Genomic DNA, 25,434 nt, shown 5'->3' on the forward strand with positions numbered 1-25,434 from the left:
TGTCTTCACACGTCCCCGCTGTCGTCCTCGTCGATGTCCTCTGGGGCACCAGGCGGTCGTGCACCCCGCCGCCACTCTGAAGGGTGAACCACGACCCGGCGGTCGTCGTTCTCACCGACGCTGGACGTGGTCACGCGCCGATCGTCCCGCAACGCCAGGTGCACGACACGCCGTTCCCTGGCGCTCAGGGGAAACTCATCCGGTGTTGGAGCGTGTTTGCGAACTAGCACTATGACCGTGCGCCGCGTACCCCCCGGTGCGAAGCAGGTGCGCGTGGACTCCACTCTTCCCCCCAGCCTTTCGATATGGTCCCCTGCGGCCGACAGTTCCGCATCCACTGCGGGTCCTTTGACGTAGACCGTTACGCCTCCCAGGCGGCACAACGGGAGACAGAGCTCGACGGCCACGAGCAGTGGTGCCGCCGCGCGTGACACCACGATGTCGAACGCCGAACGGAACGCGGGCTGGTGCGCCAGGCGTTCGGCCCGCTCGCAACGCACCACCACGTTCCCCAGTTCAAGAATATTGCACATGTGTTCGAGGAACGCGGCCTTCTTACGGGTTGCCTCGATGAGCGTCATCGCGAGATCACGGCGAACGATTGCCATCGGTACTCCCGGAAAGCCGGCTCCGCTTCCGACATCAGCGACCGCCGCGCCGTGTGGTAGGTCACAGGTTGCCAGGACACACAGCGAATCAGCGAGGTGGCGGTCGATGAGCGTCTCGAAATCGGCGGGGCCGGTGAGGTTGAGCCGCGTGTTCCACCGCAGCACGTGGTGGACATATTGGCACAGCGCAACGACAACCGCGGGCTGCAGCGCGAGCCCAAAACGCGCCGCGACCCCTGCTACCCTGTCTTCACACGTCCCCGCTGTCGTCCTCGTCGATGTCCTCTGGGGCACCAGGCGGTCGTGCACCCCGCCGCCACTCTGAAGGGTGAACCACGACCCGGCGGTCGTCGTTCTCACCGACGCTGGACGTGGTCACGCGCCGATCGTCCCGCAACGCCAGGTGCACGACACGCCGTTCCCTGGCGCTCATAGGATCGAGAAACACCGGCTTGCGCTCACGCGCCGCTCGGTCGGCCGCTTTGCGCGCGATATCGCGCAGCACTCGCTCGCGTTTCTCGCGATACCCTTCGGCGTCGAGCGTAAGGAAGATCCGCCGACCAAAGCGATTACCGAGGGTAAGTGCGGTCAGGAGTTCGATGGCATCCAGCGTCTGGCCGTGGCGCCCGATCACTGCCGACACGTCCCGACCTGCAATATCGACAACAACATGCTCTCCCTCGCCACGCGCCCTCACGGTGACGTCGAGCCCCATGCGCGCGGTCATCCGCGCCACGACTTCCGCTGCTGCAGTTTCCAGATCCGCCGAAGGCAGCCCTGGCTCTTGCATCGAACCAACGTCAGCGCGGCCTTCCGGTTCTGCCTCTTTGACCGTCACTCTCACAATTGCATCCTTCCGGCCCAATCCCAGCAGCGCAGGGCGAGGAGACTGCAAAATCTCCACCACTGCCCCCTGACGCGTCACCCCTAGCTGGGCGAGCGCCTTCTCCACCGCCTCATCCACCGTACGCCCGGTCGCCTCGACAGACTTCATCGATTACCACCGCTGGCACGCGGCTGCGCACTGCCGGATCTCTTGCGTTTGGGAGGCGCAACGCCTACCGGTCTGGGTCGCCCCACAACGAGAACGTACTCAACAATGTACAGCGACGTTGAAACAATCCAATATAACGAGAGCCCGATCGGGAACCACCCAGCAACCGTGGTCCAGGCGATGAACAACGGCATAAAAATGAACATCTTCTGCTGCTGGGGATCCGTAATGGTCATCATCTGCTGCACATACGTTGTAGCGGCGGTCAGCACGGGAATCAGTGCGAGCGGAGGATGCGCCGCTACCAGGGCGATCGTGAGGTTGGCCTCGAGTGCGACACCGAACAGCTGCTCTCCGCCAAACACTCCTTCCCGGCGAAAGAGCGCGAACAGCGCCCAGAGCACGGGCATCTGCAACACGAGTGGCAAGCACCCGCTGAACGGGTTGACGCGGTGGGCCCGATAGAGGTTCATCACCTCGATGTTCAGCTGGCGGGGGTCTTCCCGGTACTTCCGGCGGAGCACTTCAAGTTGCGGCGCCAGCGCTTGCATCGCTTTCATCGACTTCAACTGCTTCCGTGTCAACGGGTGCAGGACGAGCTTGATGAGCACCGTCAGGATGACGATCGCAGCCAGCGAGCTGCCCGTGACGGCCCGCACGAAGACCAGAACCTGCGCCAGCAGCGATACCAACGGGTCGATCACCGCACGATCCCCTACGCTACCCTATGGTACCGGGTCATAACCGCCCGGATGCAGTGGATGGCAGCGAACGATCCGTCGTACCGCAAGCACGACGCCGCGCCAGCTGCCGTGGCGCTCGATCGCCTCGAGAGCGTACGACGAACACGACGGATAGAAGCGGCACGACCGCGGAAGCAAGGGGGACACGACCCGTTGATAGGTCCTGATGACACCGATCAGCACGCGCTTTCCCATCAGCGAAGATCACCGCGGGATTCCTGTGCCAGCACACCGAGAGCCGCCAACGTGTCGCCAAGATCTTGTTGCAACGCGGCGAACCCCATCGACAACGCAGCTGGCCGCGGCACGATCACCACATCGACACCGGCCGTCAGCCGTTCCGCGAGCCTACGGAGCGCCTCCCGAACCCTGCGCCGCGCACGATTGCGGCGGACGGCGGGACCGAGGCGACGGCTCACCTGCACACCCACGCGGGTCACCCCGCGCGGGCTCGGCATCACGTATGCGACTCCGGCACGGCCCACGGCCCGGTACCCCTGTCGACACACCCGGTGGTAGTCATCTGCCCGCCGCAGCCGCTCTAACCGCCGCATGGGCCGCTCACACCGTACGCCGAGTCCGCCCCTTCTGCCGCCGCCGCTTGAGCACCCGGCGCCCGCCCGAGGTTCGCATGCGCTGCCGGAACCCGTGTACCCGGCGACGCCGCCGTTTCTTGGGTTGGTACGTCCGCTTGACCATATTTCCTCCCGAAGGCAGAGCTTACTATAGCACAAAACCTCAGGCGGTTCACCCAACGCAGTGTTGGCGAGCGCTCCTGCTTTCACGCCACGCCCGTCGGGCATAGACGCCCTGGTAGTGCCGACGGTGGATCAACGGCTCTATGGCGCCCTGACACCGGGCCGATCCGTACGTCTACCCCATACGTATGCGGACCCATGGTCCGACCCGGTCGGGACCGCGGCCGTGCCGACCGTCTACCCCCTACGTGCGTGGATCCACGGTCCACTACGAGGGAGCCAGGCACAAACATGGTCGTCTACCTTTTACGCGCGTGGATCCACGGCACGCCTCGGGGTTATCCAGGACACGCTACAAAGGTCCGCCCCCGTGCGTGGATCGACCCCCAGGGGTCCACCCCCATGATCGCGGCGAGTCCAACGGATTCCTGCCTGCTCAGGACGAGAGATCCCCTCCTACGACAGCCAACCCGCGCTCCCGGACGCGATCTAGAAACCCAAGCCCTCATCTGTACACAACCTGTGGATTCCGAGGACAGCTGTCCACATCTTTGCCGCTGGTTGGGACGTTGAAGGTGACGCCCGTCAGTCTGGGTCCGGGATGTCCTACGGGTATCAGGTGCACACCCCCAGTTGTCCACAGGGTTATCCACCCTGTGGACAACCCGCGAAACCCTTATACCCGAACCACTGCCGCCGCCATCGCTGCAGCAGGAATCCCCCTCCCGACGGCCGAAACTCCCGTGGCGACGACCCTGACTATCCACACTTGTGCCATGCTGCTGGTGGGCGGACGGCGGGCGTGAACTCTCCGAACGAATCAACGCCCAAGTAGGAGTCCCGACCACTGCGGCCAATCACTGTGTCTGCGCCCGAGGGCTCATGTCGCTGCGCGCATTCCTTGCCCGGCTGATCGACGAGCGTCGGATCGAGGCGCCGCTGGCTTTGGAGGACGACGAACCTGAAGTCCGCCTGGCCATTTACGATTCGCCGCTCTCCGAACCGCAGGTCGTCTCCGTGCGCGGCGACGACTTCCACACCCTCGTCGGCGAGATCGCCGCACGCACGTACGCTGTCTCTCGTGAGCGCGGTGGACGCGTACCGTACGGGGTGATTCGCGAAATCGTGGAAAACTTGATTCATGCGTACTTCCGCAACGCCACGATCACCGTCTTGGACGACGGAAACACCATTCGCGTCTCCGATCAGGGCCCCGGCATCGCAGACAAAGAACGGGCTCTGCAGCCGGGCTTCTCCACGGCTACTGGATTGATGCGCCGCGTCATCCGGGGGGTCGGAAGCGGTCTCCCCCTGGCGAAGGAACAGCTGCAGTTCCTGGGTGGTACACTTCATATCGAAGACAACCTCGAACGTGGTACGGTCGTCACGCTGTCGCTCCGCCGCGACCCAGCCACCGCTAGCACGAACACTGCGAAGGCGTCCGAGCGTCCTCACGTCACCATCCGGCAAAAGAAGATCCTCCTCCTCATTGCGGAGCTGGGCGCCGCCGGCCCTACGACCGTGGCCAAGGAACTCGACGTCAGCCACAGCACCGCCTACCGCGAACTCCACGCTCTTGAAACCCTGGGCTTGATCGCTCATCGCGGTCGTGGGCAACGTACTCTGACCGAGCAGGGCATCGCACTCCTGGAAACAACGCTGCAGACGTAGTCGTCAGCAGACTCGACGTTGAGAAAGGAGTCTACTGTGTCCGTCGACGCTTCTCCCACTACCCTCTGGCGCGACGCCTTGCGACAGATCGAGGGCCAGCTCAACAAACCCACGCTGGAATCATTCTTGAAAATCATGCGGCCCCTCGACCTTCGCGACAACGTCTTCACCCTCGCCGTCCCCAACCGATTCGCGAAGGAATGGGTCGAGCAACGCCTTCTCACGATGATCCGTACCGCCCTCGTCGCATCCCTCGGTCGTGACATCGCAGTCCAGGTTGTGATCGCCGAACCTCCTGCCCTTCCTACCGTTCGACCAACCCTACCTACCACCGTACCGCGACCCGAAGGGCTTCACCTGTCCCCCAAGTACACGTTCGAAACGTTCGTAGTAGGCGCCGGCAACCGCTTTGCACACGCCGCGGCACTCGCCGTTGCCGAAGCCCCTGCCCGCGCTTACAATCCCCTCTTCATCTACGGCGGCGTCGGTTTAGGCAAGACCCACCTCTTACAGGCGATCGGTCACCGCGTACTGCACAACGTCGGCGTCGCACGCGTTGCGTACGTCAGCAGCGAAAAGTTCACCAACGAACTCATCAACGCAATTCGCGACGACAAAACCGTCGATTTCCGCAATCGTTACCGCAATGTCGATGTCCTCCTCATTGACGACATCCAGTTCCTCGCCGGCAAAGAGCGTACCCAGGAAGAGTTCTTTCACACCTTCAACACTCTTCACGATGCCAACCGACAGATCATCATTACGTCCGACCGTCCACCGAAAGAAATCCCCACGCTAGAAGATCGTCTGCGCAGTCGGTTTGAATGGGGTCTCATCGCCGACATTCAACCACCCGATCTCGAAACACGCATTGCCATCCTCAAAAAGAAAGCCGAAACCGACGGTATTACGGTACCCGACGACGTTGCGGAATTCATCGCCCAACGCATCAATACCAACATCCGCGAACTCGAAGGTGCACTCGTACGCGTTGTCGCCTACGCTTCGCTCACTCGCTCACCGATCACCGTAGAATTAGCAACCGACGTCCTGCGTGACCTTCTGCCACCTGTACGAGTGCGTACCCTGACGATCGCAACGATCCAGCAGGCCGTGGCTGAATTCTTCGGCATCCGTCCGGAGGAGATGCGCGCCAAACGCCGTACCAAAGGCATCGCCTTCCCGCGTCAGGTCGCTATGTACCTGGCGCGGGAACTTACTGACGCGTCGCTTCCCCACATCGGCCAGGAGTTCGGCGGACGGGACCACACCACGGTCATGCACGCCTGCCAACGAGTCCGGGAAGTACTGCAGCGCGATGTGCACCTGGCCGCCAGCCTCAAACGTCTTGTGGAGACCCTGCAACGACGAGGCGCATAAGCTGTGAACAGTCCTGTCTCTCCTTTTCCCGTGAGCACCTCTGCTCGTTCTGTGCCGGTATCTTTCCACAGACGAACCCAATATTCGTCCACCGTGCTCTACAGCAGCGCGTCAAGACCTACGGGGTGTGTGCTCAACTGTCCACAGTGTCCTCAACCTGTACTACTATGACGGTTTTGATGTACGCTAGATAGTACAAGCACTCGCGGACTTCCACGGAGGATACGTACTAATGCTGTTTACTTGCGAGCACAAACATTTGAGTAGGGCCGTAGCGCTGGTAGGGCGAGCTGTCTCTGTGCGTACAGCGATGCCCATTTTGGCGAACATTCTTCTGGAGACCCAGAAAGGCGCAGTGAAACTTATCGCCACCGATTTGGACCACGGCATTCAGACAACGATTCCAGCTACGGTGACGCACGGTGGAGCAGTTACATTGCCTGCTCGTTTATTGAGTGAGATCGTCACCAACCTTCCGGATGCACCAGTGCAAATTCGCGCAAGCGACAGCAGTCGGGAGGTGGAGATTCAGTGTGAACGGGTAACTTATGCACTGGTGGGAATGCCGGCGAGTGATTTTCCGATCGTGCCCGAACCGACCGTAGCGACAACGGTGTCGGTTGACGCAGGAACGTTACGCAGTATGATGCGACAGACGGCGTTCGCCGTATCGACCGATGAGACCCGGGTATTCCTAACGGGATTGTACCTGGTGCTGGAAGCTGCGGAGATGCGGCTGGTTGCCACTGATGGTGGCCGTCTCGCCCTACGAACGACACGGTTGGCAACACCGGTCGTACAGAACGTGGGGATCATCGTGCCAGCGCGAACAATGAACGAGCTCAACAGAGCGTTGGCGGGGTTCGAAGGGTTGGTGGAGATCGCTGTCGCTGAGAACCAAGTAGCGTTTGCGTTTGCCGATACGCGGGTGGTAAGCCGCTTAATTCCGGGACCGTTTCCGAACTACCAGCAAGTAATTCCACAAGGGCACAAACAACGCATTGTGGTGGCAACTGATGCGTTGCTTGGTGCGGTACGGCGTGTAGCAGTCACAGCGAGGGATTCAGCGAACGTAGTGCGTGTGGTAGCGCAAGGTGACAGACTTACGTTGTCCTCTCATACGCCCGAGTATGGAAGGGCCGAGGAGATATTGGAAGTGCGAACCGAAGGGGAAACGGTGCCGACAGCGTTCAATGCGCGGTATTTAATGGAGTGCTTGGCCGTGGTGGAAGCGGCGGAAGTAGCGTTAGAACTCACGGGGTCGTTGAGTCCGGGAGCAGTGCGCCCGGTAGGACAGCCGGAGTACGTGTACGTGTTGGCACCGGTGCGTGTCGCGAGTTGAACGGTTGGTGCAAGTTGCCGCAGACAGCATTGTACAGGGTGCGTTGTCAAAGTTGATGAGTGTCACGGCGACAGGAGGAAGCGAAGGCGCTGACATGTAGTGGTGCGGTGCGAGTCAAAAGGACGGTTTATGTCGTCGTGAATGGCGAATGTTTCTCGGCGGTGACGTGGTGGAACTCGTCGGGTACAAACGTGTGATGCGGTGATGGCCGTGACATGCAACGTACGTCGGCTAGCGTTGCGGGATTTCCGCAACCATGCGCGAACGGACCTTGAGCTGCAGGACGGACTCACGATCTTCGTGGGTGGCAACGGACAGGGAAAGTCGAACCTTCTTGAGGCGTTGTACGTTGTCGCGACAGGGCGTTCCTATCGCACCACGCGGGATGCGGAGATGATCGCCCATGGCGCACATCTGGCACGAGTGCATGCGGTGGTGATCCGTCGCGGCGGTCGGGAAGAAGAGCAGGAAGCACTCATCAGTCGTCATGGTGAAACGGGATCCGTGCGCTTGCGCGTGAGTGGTGTTGAAACGCCCCGCAGCCGGGTCTTGGGACGGGTGCCGGTCGTCGTGGCGGCGCCGTGGGATCTCGACGTCGTACGGGGCGCGGCGGTATTGCGTAGGCGTCTGTTGGACGCGGCGCTGGCGCAAACGAGTCCGGCGTACTTTTTCGCACTGCATCGGTATTATCGGGTACTTGCGCAGCGGAACGCCGTGTTACGGCAGCGGAGTGGTGCGCACTTCGAACCGTGGGAAGCACAGATGGTCACCCTCGGTGCGCGTATCACGGCGCGACGCCGCACTTATGTGGAACGACTCAACGCACGGGCGGCCGAGTGGTTCCGGCATCTCGGTGGCGTAGGACGTCTCGAAGTGCGGTATCGGCCGTCATGGACGGGTGCGTCGGAAGAGGAAGTTGCGGTTGTGGCCAGGGAAGAACTCCGCCGGCGTCGTGCCGATGAAATACGACGGGGAAGCACGTTGTCGGGGCCCCAGCGCGACGAAGTGGAGTTCGTGCTGGACGGCGTGCCGTTGCGCAGCACAGGGTCGCTGGGGCAATGGCGCCTGGCGATGCTAGCCGTACGGTGCGCCGAACGTGAGGTCGTGGAAGCGGAGCTGGGGACGCGGCCGCTGTTGCTGCTCGATGACGTGCTGGCGGAGCTGGATGACGCGCGTCAACAGCGGGTCTTGCAGTTGACCGGGACGGGTCAGGTGCTGGTGACCATGACGGTGCTTCCGTCGGAACCACGGGGGGTCGAGTTGGTCAGGGCAGGAATGCGCGTGTTGAACGTCTCGGGCGGAACTGTCGGGGAGGGGGTATGGTCGCACCGATCCGCGACGTCCTAGGGGCGACAGCGAAGCGGTGGGGGCTGGCCAGGCTTGCGTGGCTTGTCGACCTGCAACGCCGGTGGCCTACGATCGTGGGGCCAACGTTGGCCAGGCTGTCGTGGCCCGAGCGTGTGCGGGGCGATGCGTTGGTCGTGGCGGCGAGGCAGCCGGCGGTCGCGCAGGAACTCCGATGGCGAGAGCGTGCGATTTTGCAGGCGGCGGGAACCGGGCAAGAAGGGTGGCCTGCCCGTCTCCGGGTGGTCGTGCGGACGCGGTTGCCAGGTGGGGTCCGGCGGGCTGCGTCCAGCGGAGTGCGCGGCGGACACGGTCGCTCGGTGGGTGGTACCACCCACCGTCGTCAGGGGTGAGAGGGTGCTGGTCTACCTGGGGGCCGATCTGGTCGTGGACGCCAGGGAAGTCGTGGCGATTCTGGCTGTGCGTGCACAGAGAGGGGGTGCGGGTCCATCAGAACGCGGTCGGCGGTCGAGGCCCGGGGAACCGATGGGACCGGCGGTGGCGCGGGCACGGGTGGTAACCACGCGGGGGATCTTGCTGACCGAGTTGGCGCCAGCGACGGTGGCGCGGCGGGTGGCACGAAACGGCGGACGGACCCTAGCGTGGCGGCGGCCTGGAGTGCAGAAAAATAGCGCACGGAGGGGCCTGGAGGGACCGTATCAGGTGGGGGTCTGAGTCGGTCGGCACTGGACGACTGGAAACGCTGAAGGTGCGCGTTCCGACGGAGGGGTGCACTCCTGTTGTTGACACTTTAGCCGCGGCAGTGGTACAGTTTTTTAGGGCATGCGCGGGTTCTCGCGTGTGCCTCTTTGCGTGATTGGAGCGTGTTTGCATGACCGACACCCCCACCTACACCGCTGAACAGATCCAGGTCCTGGAGGGTCTCGAGGGTGTCCGTCGGCGTCCGGCAATGTACATCGGAAGCACCGGGCCCGATGGGCTGCACCACCTGCTGTACGAGGTGGTCGACAACTCCGTCGACGAGGCCCTCGCGGGCGCGTGTACGCGCATCGAGGTCGTGCTGCACGCCGACGGCAGTGCCACCGTGCTGGACGACGGTCGCGGCATCCCGGTGGACAACGTTCCCAAGGTGGGGAAACCGGCGGTCGAGGTGGTGCTCACGACGTTGCACGCCGGTGGGAAGTTTGGCGGGGGTGGGTACCGGATCTCGGGTGGGCTGCACGGCGTGGGCGTGTCGGTGGTCAACGCCCTGTCGGAGTGGTTGGAGGTGGAAGTCTACCGCGACGGGAGGACCTACCGGCAGCGGTTCGAGCGGGGGAGGCCGGTCACACCGCTGCGCAGCGAGAAGGGCGCCCGCCAACCCCACGGGACGTGCGTGCGGTTCAAACCTGACCCGACGGTGATGACGGCCACCGAGTTCGCGTTCGACGTAGTGGCCAAGCGACTGGAGGATATCGCGTACCTCAACGCAGGGCTGCAGATCCACCTGACGGACGAGCGCAGTGGCAAGCAGGTGACCCTCCGTCACGTGGGCGGCATCAAGGAACTGGTGGCCGCACTCAATCGGACGCGCACGAAGATCTCCGAGATCATCTACAAACACCTTGAGCGTGACGGCGTGGACGTCGAGGTGGCCATTCAGTACAACGACAGCTACCTCGAGCACGTGCTGACCTACGTCAATACCATTCCCACCACCGAGGGGGGGACCCACCTGGCCGGCTTCCGGTCGGCGCTGACGCGGTCGATCAACGAGTACGCGAAGCGCGCGGGGCTGGTGAAGGAGAGCGATCCGGTCCTCACCGGCGAGGACGTACGGGAAGGGCTGGCGGCGGTCCTGTCGATCAAGCTGGCCGAGCCGCAGTTCGAGGGCCAGACGAAGACCAAGCTGGGGAACACCGAGGTGAAGGGGATCGTCGAGTCGGTGGTGGCCGACGCCATCGAAGAGTTCCTCGTCACTCACCCTGCCGACGCGCGGCGCATCGTCGCCAAGGCCCTGACAGCGGCCCGGGCTCGCGAGGCTGCCCGCCAGGCGCGGGAGCTGGTGCGCCGTAAGAGTGCCCTCGAGGTTGGCACGTTGCCCGGCAAACTGGCGGACTGTGTGGAACGCGATCCGAACCAGTGCGAGCTGTTCATCGTCGAAGGGGAGTCGGCCGGAGGGTCGGCCAAGCAGGGCCGCGACCGCCAGTACCAGGCGATCCTGCCCATTCAGGGCAAGATCCTCAACGTGGAGAAGGCCCGGGAAGACAAGATGATCGCCCACGAGGAGATTCGAGCGATCATCACGGCGTTGGGCACGGGCGTGGGCGACGAGTTCTCGCTGGAGCGGCGGCGCTACGACCGGGTCATCATCATGTGCGACGCCGACGTGGACGGCAACCACATTCGCACGCTCCTGTTGACGTTCTTCTACCGCTACATGCGGGCGCTCATCGAGCACGGCAAGGTGTACATCGCCCAACCTCCGCTCTACCTGATCCGGAACGGGAAGGAGCGGCGGTACGCGTACACCGACGAGGAGCGGCAGATCCTGGTGCAGGCGCTGGAGCGACGGGGGCAGAAGGTCGAGGTCCAGCGGTACAAGGGGCTCGGCGAGATGAACCCGGAACAGCTGTGGGAGACGACCATGAACCCGGCGACCCGGACGCTGCTGCGGGTGGAGTTGGAAGACGCCGAAGCGGCCGACGCCATCTTCCGCACCCTGATGGGCGAAGAGGTCGAACCCCGCCGGCAGTTCATCATTCAGTACGCGCGCAACGTCAAGAACCTGGACGTGTAGCGACATGGCAGGCGACGAGGACCTGCGTATCATCTCCCGCCCCATCGAGGAGGAGATGAAGAGCTCCTACCTCGACTACGCCATGTCCGTCATCGTGAGCCGGGCGCTGCCCGACGTACGCGACGGGTTGAAGCCGGTGCAGCGGCGGATCCTGTACGCCATGGCCGAACTGGGGCTGCGCCCCGACGCCGCGTACCGGAAGAGCGCCCGCATCGTAGGGGAGGTGCTGGGGAAGTTCCACCCCCACGGCGAGGTGCCGGTGTACGACGCGCTGGTGCGCATGGCCCAGGAGTGGTCCTTTCGCTACCCGTTGGTGGACGGCCAGGGGAACTTCGGGAGCATCGACGGCGACGCGCCGGCGGCCATGCGGTACACCGAGGCACGCCTGGCACCCGCGGCGGCCGAGCTGCTGGCCGACATCGACCGGGACACCGTGCCCTTCGTCCCCAACTTCGACGAGAGCCTGCAGGAACCGGTAGTGCTACCGGCGCGCCTGCCCAACCTGTTGATCAACGGGGCCAGCGGCATCGCCGTGGGCATGGCGACCAACATCCCGCCGCACAACCTTGGGGAGGTCGTCGACGCGCTGGTGGCGTTGATCGACAACCCCGCCCTGGAGACCGAAGAGCTGCTGAAGATCGTCAAGGGGCCGGACTTCCCCACCGGGGGGGTGATCCTGGGCCGCGAGGGGATCCACCAGGCGTACACCACGGGGCGGGGAAGCCTCACGGTGCAGGCACGCACCGCGTTCGAAGAGCTGCGTGGCGGGCGGGTGGCCATCGTCGTCACCGAGATGCCCTTCATGGTCAGCAAGGCGGCGTTGCTGCAGCGCATCGCCGACCTGGTCCGGCAGAAGAAACTGCAGGGGATCGCCGACCTCCGCGACGAGTCGGACCGCCGGGGCCTGCGGGTGGTCATCGAGCTGCGCCGGGACGCCAACCCCCAGATCGTCCGCAACCAGCTGTTCAAGCACACCCAGATGCAGACCACCTTTGGGGCGATCCTGCTGGCGCTGGTGGACGGGGCCCCCCGACAGCTGACCCTGAAGGAGATGCTGGAGCACTACCTGGCCCACCGGCGCACGGTGGTGATCCGGCGCACGCGGTTCGACCTGGCCCGTGCCGAGGAACGGGCCCACGTCCTGGAGGGGCTCAAGATCGCTTTGGGCGCACTGGACGAGGTGATCGCCCTGATCCGCCGGGCGAAGGACGTGCCGGCGGCTCGGGAGGGGCTGATGAACCGCTTCAAGCTCTCGGAGGTGCAGGCTACCGCGATCCTCGAGATGCGTCTGCAGCGTCTGACGGCGCTGGAGCGCACCCGCGTCGAGGAGGAGTACCGCGCGCTGCTGCGCGACATCGCCCGGTTCCGGGAGATGCTCGCCGACGCCGATGCGCCGCGGCCGCGGCTCATCATGGCCGCCATCCGCGAGGAGCTGCTCGCGCTGAAGGAGCGGTACGGAGACGCACGCCGCACGCGCATCCTCAGCCGGGAGGCCGAGGCGTTCGAGGCCGAGGACCTCATCCCCGACAGCGACGTCGTCATCACGCTGACGCGCAACACCTACATCAAGCGCATGCCCCTGGAGACCTACCGGGTGCAACGGCGCGGCGGGCGGGGCGTGGCCGGCCTGGCGATCCGCGAGGAGGACGTGGTCGAACACGTCGCTGTCACGACCAACCACTCGTTCCTGTTGTTCTTCACCGATCGGGGGAAAGTGTACCGCATCAAGGCCCACGAGGTGCCTGAAGCCGGCCGCACGGCTCGCGGTCTGCCGGTCGTCAACCTCATCAACGTTGCCCAGGGCGAGCGGGTCAACGCCGTGATCTCGTTGCGGTCCTTCGAGGAAGCCGGGGCGCTGTTCATGGTGACCCGGAAGGGGCTGGTGAAGAAGACCGGGCTCATGGAGTTCGTGAACGCCCGGCGCGCCGGGATCTTCGCCATCACCCTGGAGGGCGACGACGAGCTGGTCGGCGTGCGGTACGTGCAGAAGGATGCCGAGGTGGCGCTGGCCACCCGGCAGGGACGCGCCATCCGGTTCAAGGCGAGTCAGGTGCGCGAGATGGGCCGGACGGCACGCGGGGTCATTGGCATTCGCCTCCGGGGCGACGACCGGGTCGTTGGGCTGGCGGACAACACGGAGGGCCGCTACCTCCTCACCATCACCGAACTGGGTTACGGGAAGCGGACACCGTTCGTCCAGTACCCGGTGAAGCGACGTGGAGGCATGGGCGTCATCAACATCAAGGTGACCAGGCGCAACGGACCGGTCGTCGCTGTCCGGGCCGTGGACGACGACGACGAGGTGTTGATCATCTCTGCTGCCGGGTTGGTGAACCGCGTGGCGGTCCGGGAGATCGCCGTCCAGGGCCGGCAGGCACAGGGCGTGCTGGTGAAGCGGCTCGAGGCAGGAGACCGCGTGGCGGCCGTAGCCCGGATCGCCGGGCGCGACACGTGAGCGGGCCCTGGGCCGGCAGGGCGCAGGCGCTGGGCGTTATCGGCGCCACGGTGGCACTGCACGAACTCGCCCATGCCGCCGTGGCGCGTGCGGTGGGAGGTCAGGTCCGCGAGGTGGCGCTGGGCTTCGGCCCACCGGTGGCGCGGGGACGTATCGGCGGGACCACGCTCTCACTGCGACCGGTGCCGCTGGGGGGGTTCGCCGCGATCGACATCGACCGGCTGCCGCCAGCGCGCCGCCTGCCGGTATTGCTGGCCGGGCCGCTGGCCAACCTTGCCGTCGGCTTCGTGCTCCGGGCGCTGGGCGATCGACGGGGCCCGGACCGGTTGCCGGGGCAGCGACGCGCCGTGGAGGTCGGCGGCCTGCTGGCGGCGCTCGCGATGCTGCAGCAGGCGGCCTCCATGGGACCGCAGGCGCTGGTGCGCACGGCAGGAGTCCTCAACTTCAGCGTCGGCCTCGCGAATCTCTTGCCCCTTGTGCCGCTTGATGGCGGACACCTGGCGATGGCGCGGATGGAAGCAGCGGGCGTGAGTCCGGCCGCGCGCCGGTGGTTTCGTCGGTTGACGGTGGGACTCTTCGTCGGTCTGGTCGCCCGCGTGTTCTTCGCCGACCTGGCCCGCCTGGTGCAGGCATCGCGCTCGTAGGACCCGTCGGGACCGGTGCAGACCGTCATCACGCCACTCCGCGACGAGCTCCCCGCGGATCCGCACGCGCTGCCCGCCGAGTGGGCATCCTGGGCCGAGGAACCCGGGCACCTCGTGAGCGTCGAGGAAGAGGGGCAGGTCCTCGGGCGCGTACACGTGGTCGTCGTCGGTCGCGACGAGGCCTGGCTGGAAGGGTTGTGGGTGGCGCCGTCGGCACGTGGCCGCGGGGTGGCCCGGCGACTGGTGGCCGCGGCGGAAGAGGTGGCGCGACGGTACGGGACGGGGGTTGTGCGGACTGCCGTGCCCCGGCACGACTACGCCGCCACGGCCGTCGCAGAGCGTGCAGGATTTCAGCGGACGTGCGACGCGATAGTGCTGGTGACCGGCGTGCCCGCGGGGCCGCTGGAGTCCCCGTTCGAGGCGCCGGTGGTGCCAGCGGTCGAGGCAGACGTGCCGACGCTGATCGCGATGCTCGGTGCAGCGCCGGTGCTGGCTGCCTGGCGCGGGCTCGTGCCCCTGGGGTGGCGGTTTCGCCGTCTCGTACCCGAGCTGGTCCGCGGGCTCGTCAAGGACGGACGCGTGCTACGGGCCGGCGACCCGCCGGAGGGCACGGCCGCGTTCGCGGTGCGCGGGACGGATGCGGTTGTCTCGTGGGTGACCGGTATGGCGGCGCACCAGCAGGCGTTGTTCGCAGCGATCGCCGAACGTGCCCGTGCTGCCGGGGCCGGGCGGGTAGCGGTGTTTGCGCCCGACGCGCGGGCCGTGGACGGTGTGCGCGTCGCATTCACGCCGCACCCATGGTGTCCGGACGGCATGCTGGTGGTCGAGAAACGGCTGGCCTGACGGCGAGGTGAAGCGGGGTGGGCGAGGTCACCTGGGCGGTGCTGGCGGCGGTGCTGGCGGCCGGGCTGGGCGCGGCGGTGGCGTGGATCGTGGCCAGCGCCCGGGCGCGGGCGGGAGCGGCTGGCGAGCTCGCCGAGGTGCGCAGCCGGCTCAGTGCGGCCGAAGGGGTGGGCGCGGAGCTCCGGCAGCACCTTGCGCAGCGGGAGCACGAGCTGGCAGCGGCGCGGTCGGCGCTGGAACAGGAACGGCAGGCCCGGATCGAGGCGCAGACCCGGCTGGTCCAGGCGCAGGAGAACCTGCAGGCGCAGCAGCGGTTGCTCGAGGAGGCCACGGTGCGCCTGACCGATACGTTCAAGGCGTTGAGCGCCGAGGCGCTGCGTAGCAACAACCAGTCGTTCCTGGACCTGGCGCGGCAGGCGCTGGGCGCCGTGATCAACGAGGCCAAGGGCGAACTGGGCCAGCGGCAGGAGGCCCTGGGCGCCATGATCCAGCCGTTGCAGGAGATGCTGCGGCGGTACGAGGAGCAGGTGGCCGACCTGGAACGCCGGCGGCAGGCCGCGTACGGGAGCCTGGAGGAACAGCTGCGTGCCCTCAGCGCGACGCAGCAGCAGCTGCAGCGGGAGACGGGCAACCTGGTGGCGGCGCTCCGCAGCCCGCGGGTGCGCGGGCGGTGGGGTGAGACGACGCTGCGGCGGGTCGTCGAGATCGCGGGGATGACCGAGCACATCGACTACGTCGAGCAGGAAACGCTCGATGGCGAAACGCGCCTGCGGCCCGATCTCATCGTCCACCTGCCCGGCGGGCGGTCGATCGTCGTGGATGCCAAGGCACCGCTGGACGCCTACCTCGACGCCGTCAACGCCGTGGACGAGGAGGCGCGCCAGGGGGCCCTCAAACGGCACGCGCAGCAGCTCCGCGGACACATGACGGCGCTGGCCAACAAGGCGTACTGGGACCGCCTGCCGGGCACGCCGGAGCTGGTGGTGATGTTCATCCCCGGCGAGTCGTTCTTCGCGGCGGCGGTGGAGGCCGATCCGCAGCTGCTCGAGGACGGCATGGCCAGTCGCGTGGTGCTGGCGACGCCGACGACGCTGTTGACGGTGCTGCGCGCCGTGGGCTACGGGTGGCGGCAGGAGCAGATCGCGGAGAACGCGCGGCAGATCAGCGAGCTCGGCCGACAGCTCTACGAGCGCATGGCCGTGCTGGCGGACCACCTGAACACCATCGGCAAGGCGCTCGGGCGCGCGACCGAGGCATACAACAAGGCCGTGGGGTCGTTGGAAAGCCGCGTGCTGCCCGCAGCGCGACGGTTCCGGGAACTGGGGGCGGTGGCCGGGGAGGAGATTCCGCTGCTGGAGACGGTCGATCAGGAACCGCGGCAGCTGAGCCTCCCCAGCATGGGGGAGTCCGGACAGTCCGGAGCGTAGCACGTCGGGGCGGAACGGGGCCGGGCGAACCGGCCCATGCTGGCGGCCGGGCGGCGCGCGAGGTCGTAGGGGGATGGAGATGGATCCGTTGATCGCCGCGCACTGGAAGATGCTGGACGATCTGCACCGCCAGATCGTCGAACTGGTGGCGCCGCTGTCAGACGAGGCGCTGAACCGCCGGGTCCCCGGCCTGCGCAACACCGTCGGCATCCTCCTGCGGCACGTTGCGGGGTCGGAGCGGTATTGGATCGGCGAGGTCCTCGGCGGACGCCCGGCGCACCGGCGACGGGCCAGCGAGTTCGAGCACGACCGGGTCGATGGCGCGACGGTGCTGGCGGAGCTGGCCAGGGTACGGGCGGGCACCCGCGAGGTGCTGGAGAGTCTCCGTCCGCAAGACCTGCTGGCCGACGTGCCGGTCGAGCGGTCCACCGGACCTGCGAGGGAAACCAAGGCCTACGCGCTCCTCCACGCCATTGCGCACGCCGCGTACCACCTGGGGCAACTGCGATACCTGGTGACGCTGCTCCGCCAGAAGGCATAGCCCGCGTGCGGGTCACGGTGGGAATCCTGCTCGTCGCCGTGGCGCTTGCACTCGCCGCAGGTGCCCTCAGGCTGGGTACAGGTGTCGGGGGCCCGGCGTGGGCGACGGGAGCCGATACTTGGGCCGGCGTTCGGGTAGCGGGCGTGGCCGCGGTCCGGGACGGGGCCCGCGGGCCAGCCGACGACGGGCAGCACGCATCGGCCGTCCCCCTGGCCGTGTCCGCGCGCACCGCCGCGCGGCTGGGGCTGCGTGTCGGAGATCTCGTGGAGATCGGCGCCGAGCCGTCCCTTAAGCGTGCACGACGCGCGCGCGTGGTGGCCGTCTGGGAGGGGCCGGAGCATCCGGCTGACGTTGCCAGGCAGGAGGCGCAGGTGCGCCTGCCGCTGTCTGTTCTCGAAGCGGTGCTGGGACGGGAGGATACCGTCGACCGCATCGTCGTCCGGCTCCACGCCGGGGCGGACCCCGCGCGCGTGCGCGACGATCTCCGGGCGATGGTGGCCGGTGCCGACGTGTACACCGCCGCGGACCTGGCCGAGCGCACGTCGCGGGCATTTGCGGTGATCGCCCGGTTTCACCGGGCGATCGGGGCCGTGACCATGCTGGCCAGCGGGGTCTTCCTCGTGGCGATCGTGTCGCTGAAGCTGTCGGAGCTGCGGCGGGACCTGGGTGCCCTGCGCCTGGTCGGGATCGGAGCGGGGACCGTGTGGCTGACGGTGGCGGGGCTGGCCGCCGTGGTGGCGCTGGTGGGCACGGCCGCCGGGGTTGCCCTGGGGGCGGTGCTGACCTGGGGCATCAACGCCTACTACCGACCGCTCCTCGACAGCGCGCTGGTGTTCGCGCGCCTGGAGGGGCGCACGGTCGTCAGGGCCGTCACGCTGGCCGTGGTGGTGGCGCTGAGCGCCGGCGTGGTCACCGCGGCGCGGCTGGCACGCCGCCGTCCTCTGGACCTCGTCGGCCGCTGATGGTGTGGTTCCTGGCGCGGGGTGTGCTGCGGCGGACGCCGGGGCGGACCGGGCTGCTGGTCGTGGGCGTGGCCGTGGCGGGCGCGCTGGTCTTCGACATGGCGATGCTGGGCGACGGGCTCGAGCGCAGCTTCGGCGAGGTCCTGGCCACGCTGGGCTACGAAGTGCGCGTCGTCCTCCGGGGGACGCTCCCGCTGGCCACCGAGGCCTTGCTGCCACAGGCGGATGCGGTGGCGCGGGCGCTGACACGACACCCCGACGTGGCCGCGGTGATGCCGGTCCTGGTGCACCAGGTGTACCTGGAGACCACTGCCGGCCCCGTGCCGGTGGTGGTCGTGGGCGTGCAGGGGGACGCCGGAGGCCTCGTGCGGCCGCGTGGCGCCGCACCGGCAGGCGGTGTGCTGGTGAATCCCCGCCTGGCCAGCGCGTTCGGCCTGCGGCCGGGCGCGCGGGTGCGGCTGGCCGCGCGGCGCGATCCCCAGACGGGGGCGGTGCTGCGGGCGCGCGACGTGCGCGTGGACGGCATCGCCGAGTTCGTCTTCGACCTGCAGGGGCAACGCTCGCTGGCCATGCCCATCGGCGCGCTGCGTGACCTCCTCGGGGTCGACCCCGGCGCGGCGTCGTTCCTCGCGGTCAAACTGCGGCCGGCCGCCGACCCCGACCGCCTCGCGGGGTGGGTGGCCGCCACGTTCCCCACGCTGGAGGCGCTGTCCGTCCAGCGGCTGCTGGCCCAGGTGCGCCGCCAGCTCATGTACTTCCGCCATTTTGCCGTGGTGCTGAGCGGTGTGGGGTTGCTGCTGGCGGGGTTGCTGGTCGGAGCGGTGCTGACGGTGGCCATCGGTGAGCGGCTGGGCGAGCTCGCGATGCTGCGCGCCGTGGGGCTGGCGCGCCTGCGACTGGCGCAGCTCGTGCTGGCCGAAGGACTCGTGCTGGCGCTGGCGAGCGTGCCCCTGGCGCTGTTGCTGGGCATGGGCGTGGGCACGGTCCTCGACGGGATCCTGCGGACGACGCCGGGGATTCCCCAGAGCCTGCGCTTCTTCGTGGTCACACCGACGGCCGCGGTGCGCGCTGCGGGACTCGTGGTATTCACCGCCGCGCTGGGTGCGGTCTACCCGGCGTGGGTGGCCGGGCGGTTGAACGTCGCGACGACGCTGCACCAGGAGGTGCTGTGACCTGCGAGCGCTGAGGGTGGTGCGGACGTGGGCGCGGCGGCAGGACGGCTGGCCGGCGGTAGCACGGCACCTGGCGGCGCGCGCGCCACACGAGCCGGTGGTGGACGTCGTGCACGCGACCCGTACCTACGCGGTGGACGGCGCCACGGTGACGGCTGTGCGCGACGTGTCGCTGCAGGTGCACCCCGGGGAGTTCGTGGCGATCGTAGGGCCCTCAGGCAGTGGCAAGTCGACGCTGCTGCACCTGATGGGCGGTGTCGACCTGCCCAGCGCCGGCGAGGTGCGGCTCTTCGGGCTGTCCACCCACCGGCTGTCCGACGCCGCTCTCTCGGCGCTGCGTCTGCACCGGATCGGCTTTGTCTTCCAGCGCTTCTTCCTGCTCCCGATGCTGAACGTGGAGGAGAACGTCTCCCTGCCGTTGCTGGAGGCGGGTGTACCGGCACGGGAACGGCGGACGCGAGTGGACGAGGTGCTGGCCTACGTTGACCTGCGCCACCGCCGCACGCACCGGCCGGGGCAGCTCAGCGGCGGCGAGCTGCAGCGCGCGGCCATCGCCCGGGCACTGGTCAACCGGCCGGCGCTAGTGCTGGCGGACGAGCCCACCGGTGAGCTCGACCAGCGCAGCGGGCAGGAGATCGGGCTCCTGCTGCGCCGGCTCCACGAAGACGGCACCGCGGTGGTCGTGGTGACCCACAACATGGAGATCGCCGCGCTCGCGGGACGAGTGCTGCGCATGCGCGACGGTCGGGTGGGCGCATGAAGGGCGCTGCGCTGTTGATCGCGCGCACGCTGCTGTACCGGCCCTGGCGCACGGTGGTGTTGCTCGGCGGCGTGGGGCTGGGGGTGGCCGTGATGGTGGCGTTGCTGGCGGTGGGCGACGCGCTCCTCGCGCAGGCCCGCGACCGCGACGTGGTGGCTGGCGGGGACGTGGTCCTCCTGCCCGCGGGGCTGGATCCCGAGGTGCTCAAGGTGGGGGCCGTGACCGCCATGTACCTGGCGATCCCCCACGCACGCTTCCTGACCCGCCAGGTCCTGCTGGGGCCGCGCTATGTGCGGACCGTCGCGGGGGCGTCGCCCGAGATCGTGGACAAGCTGGTGTACGTGCGCACCCCCGATGGTCGCGTGCACACCGCCCGGGCCGGCGGCTTGGTGTCGGAGGCGGCCCGCCGCGCGGGCAGCGCGCTGGCCGTGGACCTGCCGGCGGCCGCTGACGACGTCGACCCGCCGTGGCCGGTCCTCCTGGAACGGCTGGACCGGTTCCACGAACCGCCTGTGGGTGCAGCGGGGCGCACGTGGGCCGAGTGGTGGTACTTCAACCTGGCAACTGCCGATGGGTCCTACGGGTACGTCAGCATGATCGCTGACCGGCACCGCCGCGTGACGGTCGCAGTCGAGTGGCGGCGGGCGGGCCGGCCGCCGGTGCGGTGGGCCGAGCGACACGACCAGACCGTGCTGCCCATCACCGGGGCCGCGCTCGTCGCCGGGCCGCACCGGGTCGACCTGCGCCACGGCGCCTACGTTGTGCGCCTGCGGCGTCGGGGGTTCGTGGCGGACCTGGTGTGGCGGCCGGTCCCGCACGCCTACCTCCCGCCGCTGGAGCTGGACACCGGGGTGGTGCGGTCGGGCTACGTCGTGCCCGCACTGCGGGCGGCGGTGACGGGGACGGTGCAGGGGGGCGGCGAGACGGTGGCGGTGGACGCCGTGGGCTACCACGACCACAACTGGGGTGCCTGGTCCGGGATCACGTGGGAGTGGGGCGCAGTGAGCACACCGGAGGTGGCGCTGCTGGCCGGGAGCATCCGGCACGCGTCCCGGCCTTTGCGTGAGATGGTGGTGTCGGTGTATGCGGTGGGTGCACCGCGTCCGGGTGTCCTGGGGGTGTTACGCGCACCCGAGCCGGAACGTGAGGGGTGGTTCGCCGGCCCGCGGATCGGCGACCGAGCGGTACGGGTGCCCCGGCGGTTGACCTACCGAGCCACGAGCGATGCCGGCGACTGGCTCGACGTGCAGTTTGCGGTCTTGGCGGTCACCGCGACGCCGCTGCGGCCAGCGGAAGGGGTGGGTACCGACGCTCTGGAGCGGGCGCCGCCGGGCCGCGAGGTGTTCCTGCAACTGCGAGGGCGGTACACGGTCCGGGGCGTCGTGGGCGGGCGGACGGTGGCGTTCGTGGCACCGGGGTTTGCGGAGACGTTCGTGGGGATGCCGCGGTGAGAGGCGGCGAGGGTGGACCGGGTTCCGGGGCGACGCGCATGGTTGTGCGCGCCGCCCCGTTGCCACGCCCCGTCTGCCCACCAGCACGCGCGCCTGAAGGGCGCGCGGCGTATCCGGGCGCGACCTCGCCAGAGGTTACGTCACGCCCCGTCCGCGTACGGTACCCCTGCAGGGGCAAGCCCCACGGCGTGCGACGACTCCACGGGTATCCCGCATCGGCGGCGGTCCTACCGTGTCAGATACGTACGCCGTAGCCCAAGATACGAGGTGTTGGGCCAGTGCTCGAACCCCTGCACGTGGCGGCGTACGGCTTCGTACTGGGTCGAGTGGAACAGGAAGACCATGGGTGATGTCTCCAGGATCCGCAGCTGGAGCTGGTCGTAGATGCGCTTGCGCTGGGCCTCAGTGCTGGCCGCGCGGCCCTCGTCGAGCAGCCGGTCGACCTGCGGGTCGGAGTAGTTCACCAGGTTGAGACCGGCCCCGGTGCGGAACGACGGGTACAGGAAGTCGTCGGGGTCGACCTGCCCCGAGGTGCCCAGGATCGACAGCGTGTACCGCTTCTGGAACATCGTGGGCAGGTAGACGCTCCAGTCGGCGGCCTGGATGCGCAGCCGGATGCCGATACGGCCCAGTTGCGCCTGGAGGACCTCGGCGGGCGTCCGCAGGAAGTCGTAGGTGCTGGTGACGTAGAGGTCGGCCTCGAAGCCGTTGGGGTGACCGGCTTCGGCCAACAGCCGTTTCGCACGCTCCAGGTCCACCCGGTCGTACACGCGTCGGCGCAGCGCGTAGAAGTTGCCCGGAGGGATGGTCGTGGCGGTGGCCTCGATGCCGCCGACGCCGAACAACGCCGTGTCGACGATCTCCTTCCGGTTGACCGCCCACGCCATGGCCTGCCGGACCTTGACGTTGGTGAAAGGCGCCACGGCGTTGTTGATGTAGATGGCGCGGAAGTTGGCCGACAGCCCGCCCACGACCTCGATGTTGGGATCGGCGCGCAGGCTGCGGACCTCCGAGGCGGGGACGTACTCGATCCAGTCGACGGCTCCGGCGCGCAGCGCGGTGGCGCGGGCGACCGCATCGGGCAGGAAGACGAACTCGATGCGGTCCACGTAGGGCAGCCGGCGCCCCGTCTCGTCGCGTTCCCAGTAGTCGCCGTTGCGCACCAGGACCAGGCGCTGCTGGGGGGTGTAGCCCACGAAGCGGAACGGGCCGGTACCGGTCGGGGCGGTGTTGAGGTCGCCGTCGCGCTCGACGACTTCCCGCGGCACGATCACGTTGGTCGAGAACGCCAGCTTGGCCAGCAGCGGGCTGAACGGACGCTTGAGCCTGATCACCACGGTGTGGGGATCGGGGGTGGCGATGGTGTCGACTTCCGCGAAGTCGCCGGCGCGCGGCGACCGGGTGCGCGGGTCGCGGATCCGGTTGATGGAGTAGGCGACGTCCTCGGCGGTCATGACGCGGCCGTTGTGGAACTTCACCCCACGGCGCAGCGTGAACGTCCAGGTCAGGCCGTCCGGAGACACCTGCCACGCCTCGGCCAGGCCAGGGGCGTAGCGGCCCTCGCTGGTGACGAACACCAGCGTGTCGTAGACGTTCTCCATCATGTTGCGGGTGGCCGTGGCGGTGGTGAGGTGCGGATCCAAGCCCACGGGGTCGGTCTGCATGCCCGCGCGCAGGGTCCCGCCGTAGCGCGGGCCCGTTGGCTGCGCGGGTGCGGAGAGCGGCACCAGGCCGGCGAGCAGTCCGGCGATCAGGACCAGCGTGAGCAGATACATCGGCATCCCCCCTGCACGTGGAGTCACGGTACAGCCGTGTGTGGATCGAGGGCGTCCCGAAGACCGTCGCCGAGCAGGTTGAAGCCCAGCACGGTCACGGTGATGGCCAGTCCGGGGCCCACAGCCGGCCACGAGGTGAACGTCATCACGGCGCGGCCCTCCGCGATCATCTGCCCCCAGCTGGGCGCCGGTGGCTGTGTGCCCAATCCCAGGAAGGAGAGCGCCGCCTCGGCCAGGACGGCCAGGGCGAGGCGGAGGCTGCTCTCCACGATGAGCGGCGCTGCCGCGTTGGGTAGAATGTGGCGGCGGAGGATCCGGGAGGCGCTGCCGCCGATCGCTGCGGCGGCCGTGACGAACTCTTCGTGGCGGACGGCGAGGACGGCAGCCCGGGCCACGCGTGCCATGGGGGCAGTATAGACCAGGGCGATGGCCAGGACAACGTTCCAGAAGCCACCGCCCAGGAAGGCCAGCAGCCCGATGGCGAGCAGGATGGCGGGAAACGCCAGGAGCACGTCGGCCAGGCGCATGACGGCACTGTCCAGCCAGCCGCCCCAGTAGCCCGCGGCCGCCCCCAACGCGCCACCCGCCACAAGCGCCAGGCCGACGGACAGAGCCCCGACTGCCAGCGAGATGCGACCGCCGTACAGCACCCGGCTCAACGTGTCCCGGCCGTAGAGGTCGGTACCCAGGGGATGCGACAGGCTCGGGGGGGCCAGCCGCTGTTCGGGTGCGATGCGGAGCGGGTCGGCCGGGGCTAGGTACGGGGCGCCCAGGGTGCCGCCCACGACCACCAGCAGCAGCGCGGTCCCCAGCCGCGCGCTGGGGTGGCGCGCCAGTCGCCCGACGACGCCGGGCCGACGCCAGACCGGGGACCGGTGTCGCGGGGCGGACAGGGAGGCCGCAGTGCTCATTGGTAGCGGATGCGCGGATCGAGGAGGCCGTAGCAGACGTCGATCGCGAGGTTGACCAGGGTGAACGCCAGCGCGATGGCGAGCACTGCCCCCTGAACGACCGGATAGTCGCGCAGGTTGATGCCCTCCAACGCGTAGCGTCCGATGCCGGGCAGGCCGAAGATCTGTTCGATGATCACCGTGCCACCGAGCAGCGTCCCGAACTGGAGCCCCAGCACGGTGACCACCGGGATCAGGGCGTTGCGCAGTGCGTGCCGGAGAATCACCACCGGCTCGGCCAGGCCCTTGGCACGGGCCGTCCGGACGTAGTGTCGGCCGAGCACTTCCAGCAGGCTGCTGCGCACGATGCGCGTGCTGGCGGCTGCCAGGACCAGTCCGAGCGAGAGGGCCGGGAGCGCCATGTGGCAGAGGCTCGCCCACAGGTCCTCCCCCGGGGAGACGTACCCGGTCGGGGGAAGCACGCCCAGCCGGAGGGCGAACAACAGGATCAGCAGCACCGCCAGCCAGAACGACGGCACCGAGAGGCCCAGCAGGACGAAGGTCGTCGCCAGGTAGTCGGTCAGCCGGCCCCGGTGCAGGGCGGCCAGGATCCCAAGCGGCACGCCGATGCCGACGGCGACGACCATGCCCGTGACCGCCAGCTGCACCGTCACCGGAAACCGCCGCCGCAGTTCGGGCCCCACGGGCCGGCCGGTGCGGAGGGACCGGCCCAGGTCACCGCGGAGCACGCTGCGCAGGTAGTCGCCGAACTGCACGTGCAGGGGGCGATCGACGCCGAAGAGCCGGCGGAGTTCGGCGACCCGCTGTGGCGAGATGGACGCTTCCAGTCCGATCAGCTGGGTGACGACGTCGCCGGGAACGAGGCGGATGAGGAGGAACACGGCCACCAGGACGCCCAGGACTGTCGGGACCGTCAGGACCAGCCGGCGGAGGATGTAGGCGCTCAGCGTGCCCTCCTTGTTCTGGCGAAGGG

The 25,434-nt window shown here is 68.0% G+C and carries 23 protein-coding genes; 14 read left to right on the plus strand and 9 right to left on the minus strand.

What is annotated here, in order from left to right; all coding sequences use genetic code 11:
- Positions 1 to 5 precede the first annotated feature (5 nt).
- Genes rsmG through rpmH form a run of 6 tightly spaced genes read right to left on the minus strand, consistent with a single transcriptional unit; the run spans position 6 to position 3,044 of the window.
- Entirely contained in the window at positions 6 to 968 is a 963-nt protein-coding gene (gene rsmG, locus QN157_04715) for a 16S rRNA (guanine(527)-N(7))-methyltransferase RsmG (GenBank protein MDR7554889.1), read from the minus strand.
- Positions 859 to 1,602: an RNA-binding cell elongation regulator Jag/EloR gene (jag, locus tag QN157_04720; GenBank protein MDR7554890.1), complete on the minus strand. Its 744-nt coding sequence runs from the start codon at positions 1,600 to 1,602 to the stop codon at positions 859 to 861. Before jag ends, rsmG begins: the two co-directional genes overlap by 110 nt.
- Complete coding sequence (locus QN157_04725; protein MDR7554891.1) at positions 1,599 to 2,306, minus strand: YidC/Oxa1 family membrane protein insertase; 708 nt, start codon at positions 2,304 to 2,306, stop codon at positions 1,599 to 1,601. Before QN157_04725 ends, jag begins: the two co-directional genes overlap by 4 nt.
- A gap of 21 nt (positions 2,307 to 2,327) precedes the next feature.
- The gene (yidD, locus tag QN157_04730; GenBank protein MDR7554892.1) at positions 2,328 to 2,540 is read right to left on the minus strand and encodes a membrane protein insertion efficiency factor YidD; all 213 of its coding nucleotides are present in this window, start codon (positions 2,538 to 2,540) and stop codon (positions 2,328 to 2,330) included.
- Complete coding sequence (gene rnpA, locus QN157_04735) at positions 2,540 to 2,899, minus strand: ribonuclease P protein component (GenBank protein ID MDR7554893.1); 360 nt, start codon at positions 2,897 to 2,899, stop codon at positions 2,540 to 2,542. The genes yidD and rnpA overlap by 1 nt, the downstream gene beginning before the upstream one ends.
- A gap of 7 nt (positions 2,900 to 2,906) precedes the next feature.
- A complete protein-coding gene (gene rpmH, locus QN157_04740; GenBank protein ID MDR7554894.1) occupies positions 2,907 to 3,044 on the minus strand; it encodes a 50S ribosomal protein L34 in 138 nt (45 codons plus the stop codon).
- Positions 3,045 to 3,925: 881 nt separating this feature from the next.
- Between rpmH and QN157_04745 the strand changes: the two genes are divergently transcribed.
- From QN157_04745 to QN157_04810, 14 genes are all read left to right on the plus strand, one after another.
- A complete protein-coding gene (locus QN157_04745; protein MDR7554895.1) occupies positions 3,926 to 4,714 on the plus strand; it encodes an ATP-binding protein in 789 nt (262 codons plus the stop codon).
- 36 nt (positions 4,715 to 4,750) lie between these two features.
- Positions 4,751 to 6,094, plus strand: a complete 1,344-nt coding sequence (gene dnaA / locus QN157_04750) for a chromosomal replication initiator protein DnaA (GenBank protein MDR7554896.1) — start codon at positions 4,751 to 4,753, stop codon at positions 6,092 to 6,094.
- A gap of 232 nt (positions 6,095 to 6,326) precedes the next feature.
- A complete protein-coding gene (gene dnaN, locus QN157_04755; GenBank protein ID MDR7554897.1) occupies positions 6,327 to 7,436 on the plus strand; it encodes a DNA polymerase III subunit beta in 1,110 nt (369 codons plus the stop codon).
- Between the two features lie 204 nt (positions 7,437 to 7,640).
- The gene (gene recF, locus QN157_04760) at positions 7,641 to 8,783 is read left to right on the plus strand and encodes a DNA replication and repair protein RecF (protein ID MDR7554898.1); all 1,143 of its coding nucleotides are present in this window, start codon (positions 7,641 to 7,643) and stop codon (positions 8,781 to 8,783) included.
- An 829-nt stretch (positions 8,784 to 9,612) separates the two neighbouring features.
- Complete coding sequence (gene gyrB, locus QN157_04765) at positions 9,613 to 11,520, plus strand: DNA topoisomerase (ATP-hydrolyzing) subunit B (protein ID MDR7554899.1); 1,908 nt, start codon at positions 9,613 to 9,615, stop codon at positions 11,518 to 11,520.
- Between the two features lie 4 nt (positions 11,521 to 11,524).
- Positions 11,525 to 13,975, plus strand: a complete 2,451-nt coding sequence (gene gyrA, locus QN157_04770) for a DNA gyrase subunit A (GenBank protein ID MDR7554900.1) — start codon at positions 11,525 to 11,527, stop codon at positions 13,973 to 13,975.
- The gene (locus QN157_04775) at positions 13,972 to 14,619 is read left to right on the plus strand and encodes a site-2 protease family protein (protein MDR7554901.1); all 648 of its coding nucleotides are present in this window, start codon (positions 13,972 to 13,974) and stop codon (positions 14,617 to 14,619) included. Before gyrA ends, QN157_04775 begins: the two co-directional genes overlap by 4 nt.
- A 15-nt stretch (positions 14,620 to 14,634) precedes the next feature.
- Positions 14,635 to 15,462, plus strand: coding sequence for a GNAT family N-acetyltransferase (locus tag QN157_04780; protein MDR7554902.1), 828 nt, complete (start codon positions 14,635 to 14,637; stop codon positions 15,460 to 15,462).
- A gap of 17 nt (positions 15,463 to 15,479) precedes the next feature.
- Positions 15,480 to 16,889 (plus strand): DNA recombination protein RmuC, encoded by a 1,410-nt coding sequence (rmuC, locus tag QN157_04785; protein MDR7554903.1) that lies wholly within the window; start codon positions 15,480 to 15,482, stop codon positions 16,887 to 16,889.
- Between the two features lie 79 nt (positions 16,890 to 16,968).
- Positions 16,969 to 17,430: a DinB family protein gene (locus tag QN157_04790; GenBank protein ID MDR7554904.1), complete on the plus strand. Its 462-nt coding sequence runs from the start codon at positions 16,969 to 16,971 to the stop codon at positions 17,428 to 17,430.
- Between the two features lie 143 nt (positions 17,431 to 17,573).
- Positions 17,574 to 18,392 (plus strand): ABC transporter permease, encoded by an 819-nt coding sequence (locus tag QN157_04795; protein ID MDR7554905.1) that lies wholly within the window; start codon positions 17,574 to 17,576, stop codon positions 18,390 to 18,392.
- Entirely contained in the window at positions 18,392 to 19,564 is a 1,173-nt protein-coding gene (locus QN157_04800) for an ABC transporter permease (protein MDR7554906.1), read from the plus strand. The genes QN157_04795 and QN157_04800 overlap by 1 nt, the downstream gene beginning before the upstream one ends.
- A 16-nt stretch (positions 19,565 to 19,580) precedes the next feature.
- The gene (locus QN157_04805) at positions 19,581 to 20,324 is read left to right on the plus strand and encodes an ABC transporter ATP-binding protein (GenBank protein MDR7554907.1); all 744 of its coding nucleotides are present in this window, start codon (positions 19,581 to 19,583) and stop codon (positions 20,322 to 20,324) included.
- Positions 20,321 to 21,775, plus strand: coding sequence for a hypothetical protein (locus tag QN157_04810; GenBank protein ID MDR7554908.1), 1,455 nt, complete (start codon positions 20,321 to 20,323; stop codon positions 21,773 to 21,775). Before QN157_04805 ends, QN157_04810 begins: the two co-directional genes overlap by 4 nt.
- A gap of 227 nt (positions 21,776 to 22,002) precedes the next feature.
- Here QN157_04810 and QN157_04815 read toward each other — a convergent pair whose 3' ends face one another.
- From QN157_04815 to QN157_04825, 3 genes are read right to left on the minus strand one after another with little or no spacing between them, the layout of a single operon-like run.
- Positions 22,003 to 23,550, minus strand: coding sequence for an ABC transporter substrate-binding protein (locus QN157_04815; GenBank protein ID MDR7554909.1), 1,548 nt, complete (start codon positions 23,548 to 23,550; stop codon positions 22,003 to 22,005).
- A 23-nt stretch (positions 23,551 to 23,573) separates the two neighbouring features.
- Positions 23,574 to 24,461, minus strand: a complete 888-nt coding sequence (locus tag QN157_04820) for an ABC transporter permease (GenBank protein MDR7554910.1) — start codon at positions 24,459 to 24,461, stop codon at positions 23,574 to 23,576.
- Positions 24,458 to 25,348: an ABC transporter permease gene (locus QN157_04825; GenBank protein MDR7554911.1), complete on the minus strand. Its 891-nt coding sequence runs from the start codon at positions 25,346 to 25,348 to the stop codon at positions 24,458 to 24,460. The genes QN157_04820 and QN157_04825 overlap by 4 nt, the downstream gene beginning before the upstream one ends.
- Between the last annotated feature and the right edge of the window lie 86 nt (positions 25,349 to 25,434).

The organism is Armatimonadota bacterium, assembly GCA_031459855.1.
Taxonomy (GTDB): Bacteria; Sysuimicrobiota; Sysuimicrobiia; order Sysuimicrobiales; family Humicultoraceae; genus Fervidifonticultor; species Fervidifonticultor primus.

Bases quoted from the DNA above. Each gene is read 5' to 3' on its own strand.
- jag (MDR7554890.1), bottom strand. From the start codon at position 1,602: ATGAAGTCTGTCGAGGCGACCGGGCGTACGGTGGATGAGGCGGTGGAG.
- QN157_04800 (MDR7554906.1), top strand. From the start codon at position 18,392: ATGGTGTGGTTCCTGGCGCGGGGTGTGCTGCGGCGGACGCCGGGGCGG.
- rpmH (MDR7554894.1), bottom strand. From the start codon at position 3,044: ATGGTCAAGCGGACGTACCAACCCAAGAAACGGCGGCGTCGCCGGGTA.
- yidD (MDR7554892.1), bottom strand. From the start codon at position 2,540: ATGGGAAAGCGCGTGCTGATCGGTGTCATCAGGACCTATCAACGGGTC.
- QN157_04820 (MDR7554910.1), bottom strand. From the start codon at position 24,461: ATGAGCACTGCGGCCTCCCTGTCCGCCCCGCGACACCGGTCCCCGGTC.
- gyrB (MDR7554899.1), top strand. From the start codon at position 9,613: ATGACCGACACCCCCACCTACACCGCTGAACAGATCCAGGTCCTGGAG.
- dnaN (MDR7554897.1), top strand. From the start codon at position 6,327: ATGCTGTTTACTTGCGAGCACAAACATTTGAGTAGGGCCGTAGCGCTG.
- QN157_04810 (MDR7554908.1), top strand. From the start codon at position 20,321: ATGAAGGGCGCTGCGCTGTTGATCGCGCGCACGCTGCTGTACCGGCCC.
- QN157_04790 (MDR7554904.1), top strand. From the start codon at position 16,969: ATGGATCCGTTGATCGCCGCGCACTGGAAGATGCTGGACGATCTGCAC.
- gyrA (MDR7554900.1), top strand. From the start codon at position 11,525: ATGGCAGGCGACGAGGACCTGCGTATCATCTCCCGCCCCATCGAGGAG.
- recF (MDR7554898.1), top strand. From the start codon at position 7,641: ATGGCCGTGACATGCAACGTACGTCGGCTAGCGTTGCGGGATTTCCGC.
- QN157_04745 (MDR7554895.1), top strand. From the start codon at position 3,926: ATGTCGCTGCGCGCATTCCTTGCCCGGCTGATCGACGAGCGTCGGATC.
- QN157_04815 (MDR7554909.1), bottom strand. From the start codon at position 23,550: ATGTATCTGCTCACGCTGGTCCTGATCGCCGGACTGCTCGCCGGCCTG.
- rnpA (MDR7554893.1), bottom strand. From the start codon at position 2,899: ATGCGGCGGTTAGAGCGGCTGCGGCGGGCAGATGACTACCACCGGGTG.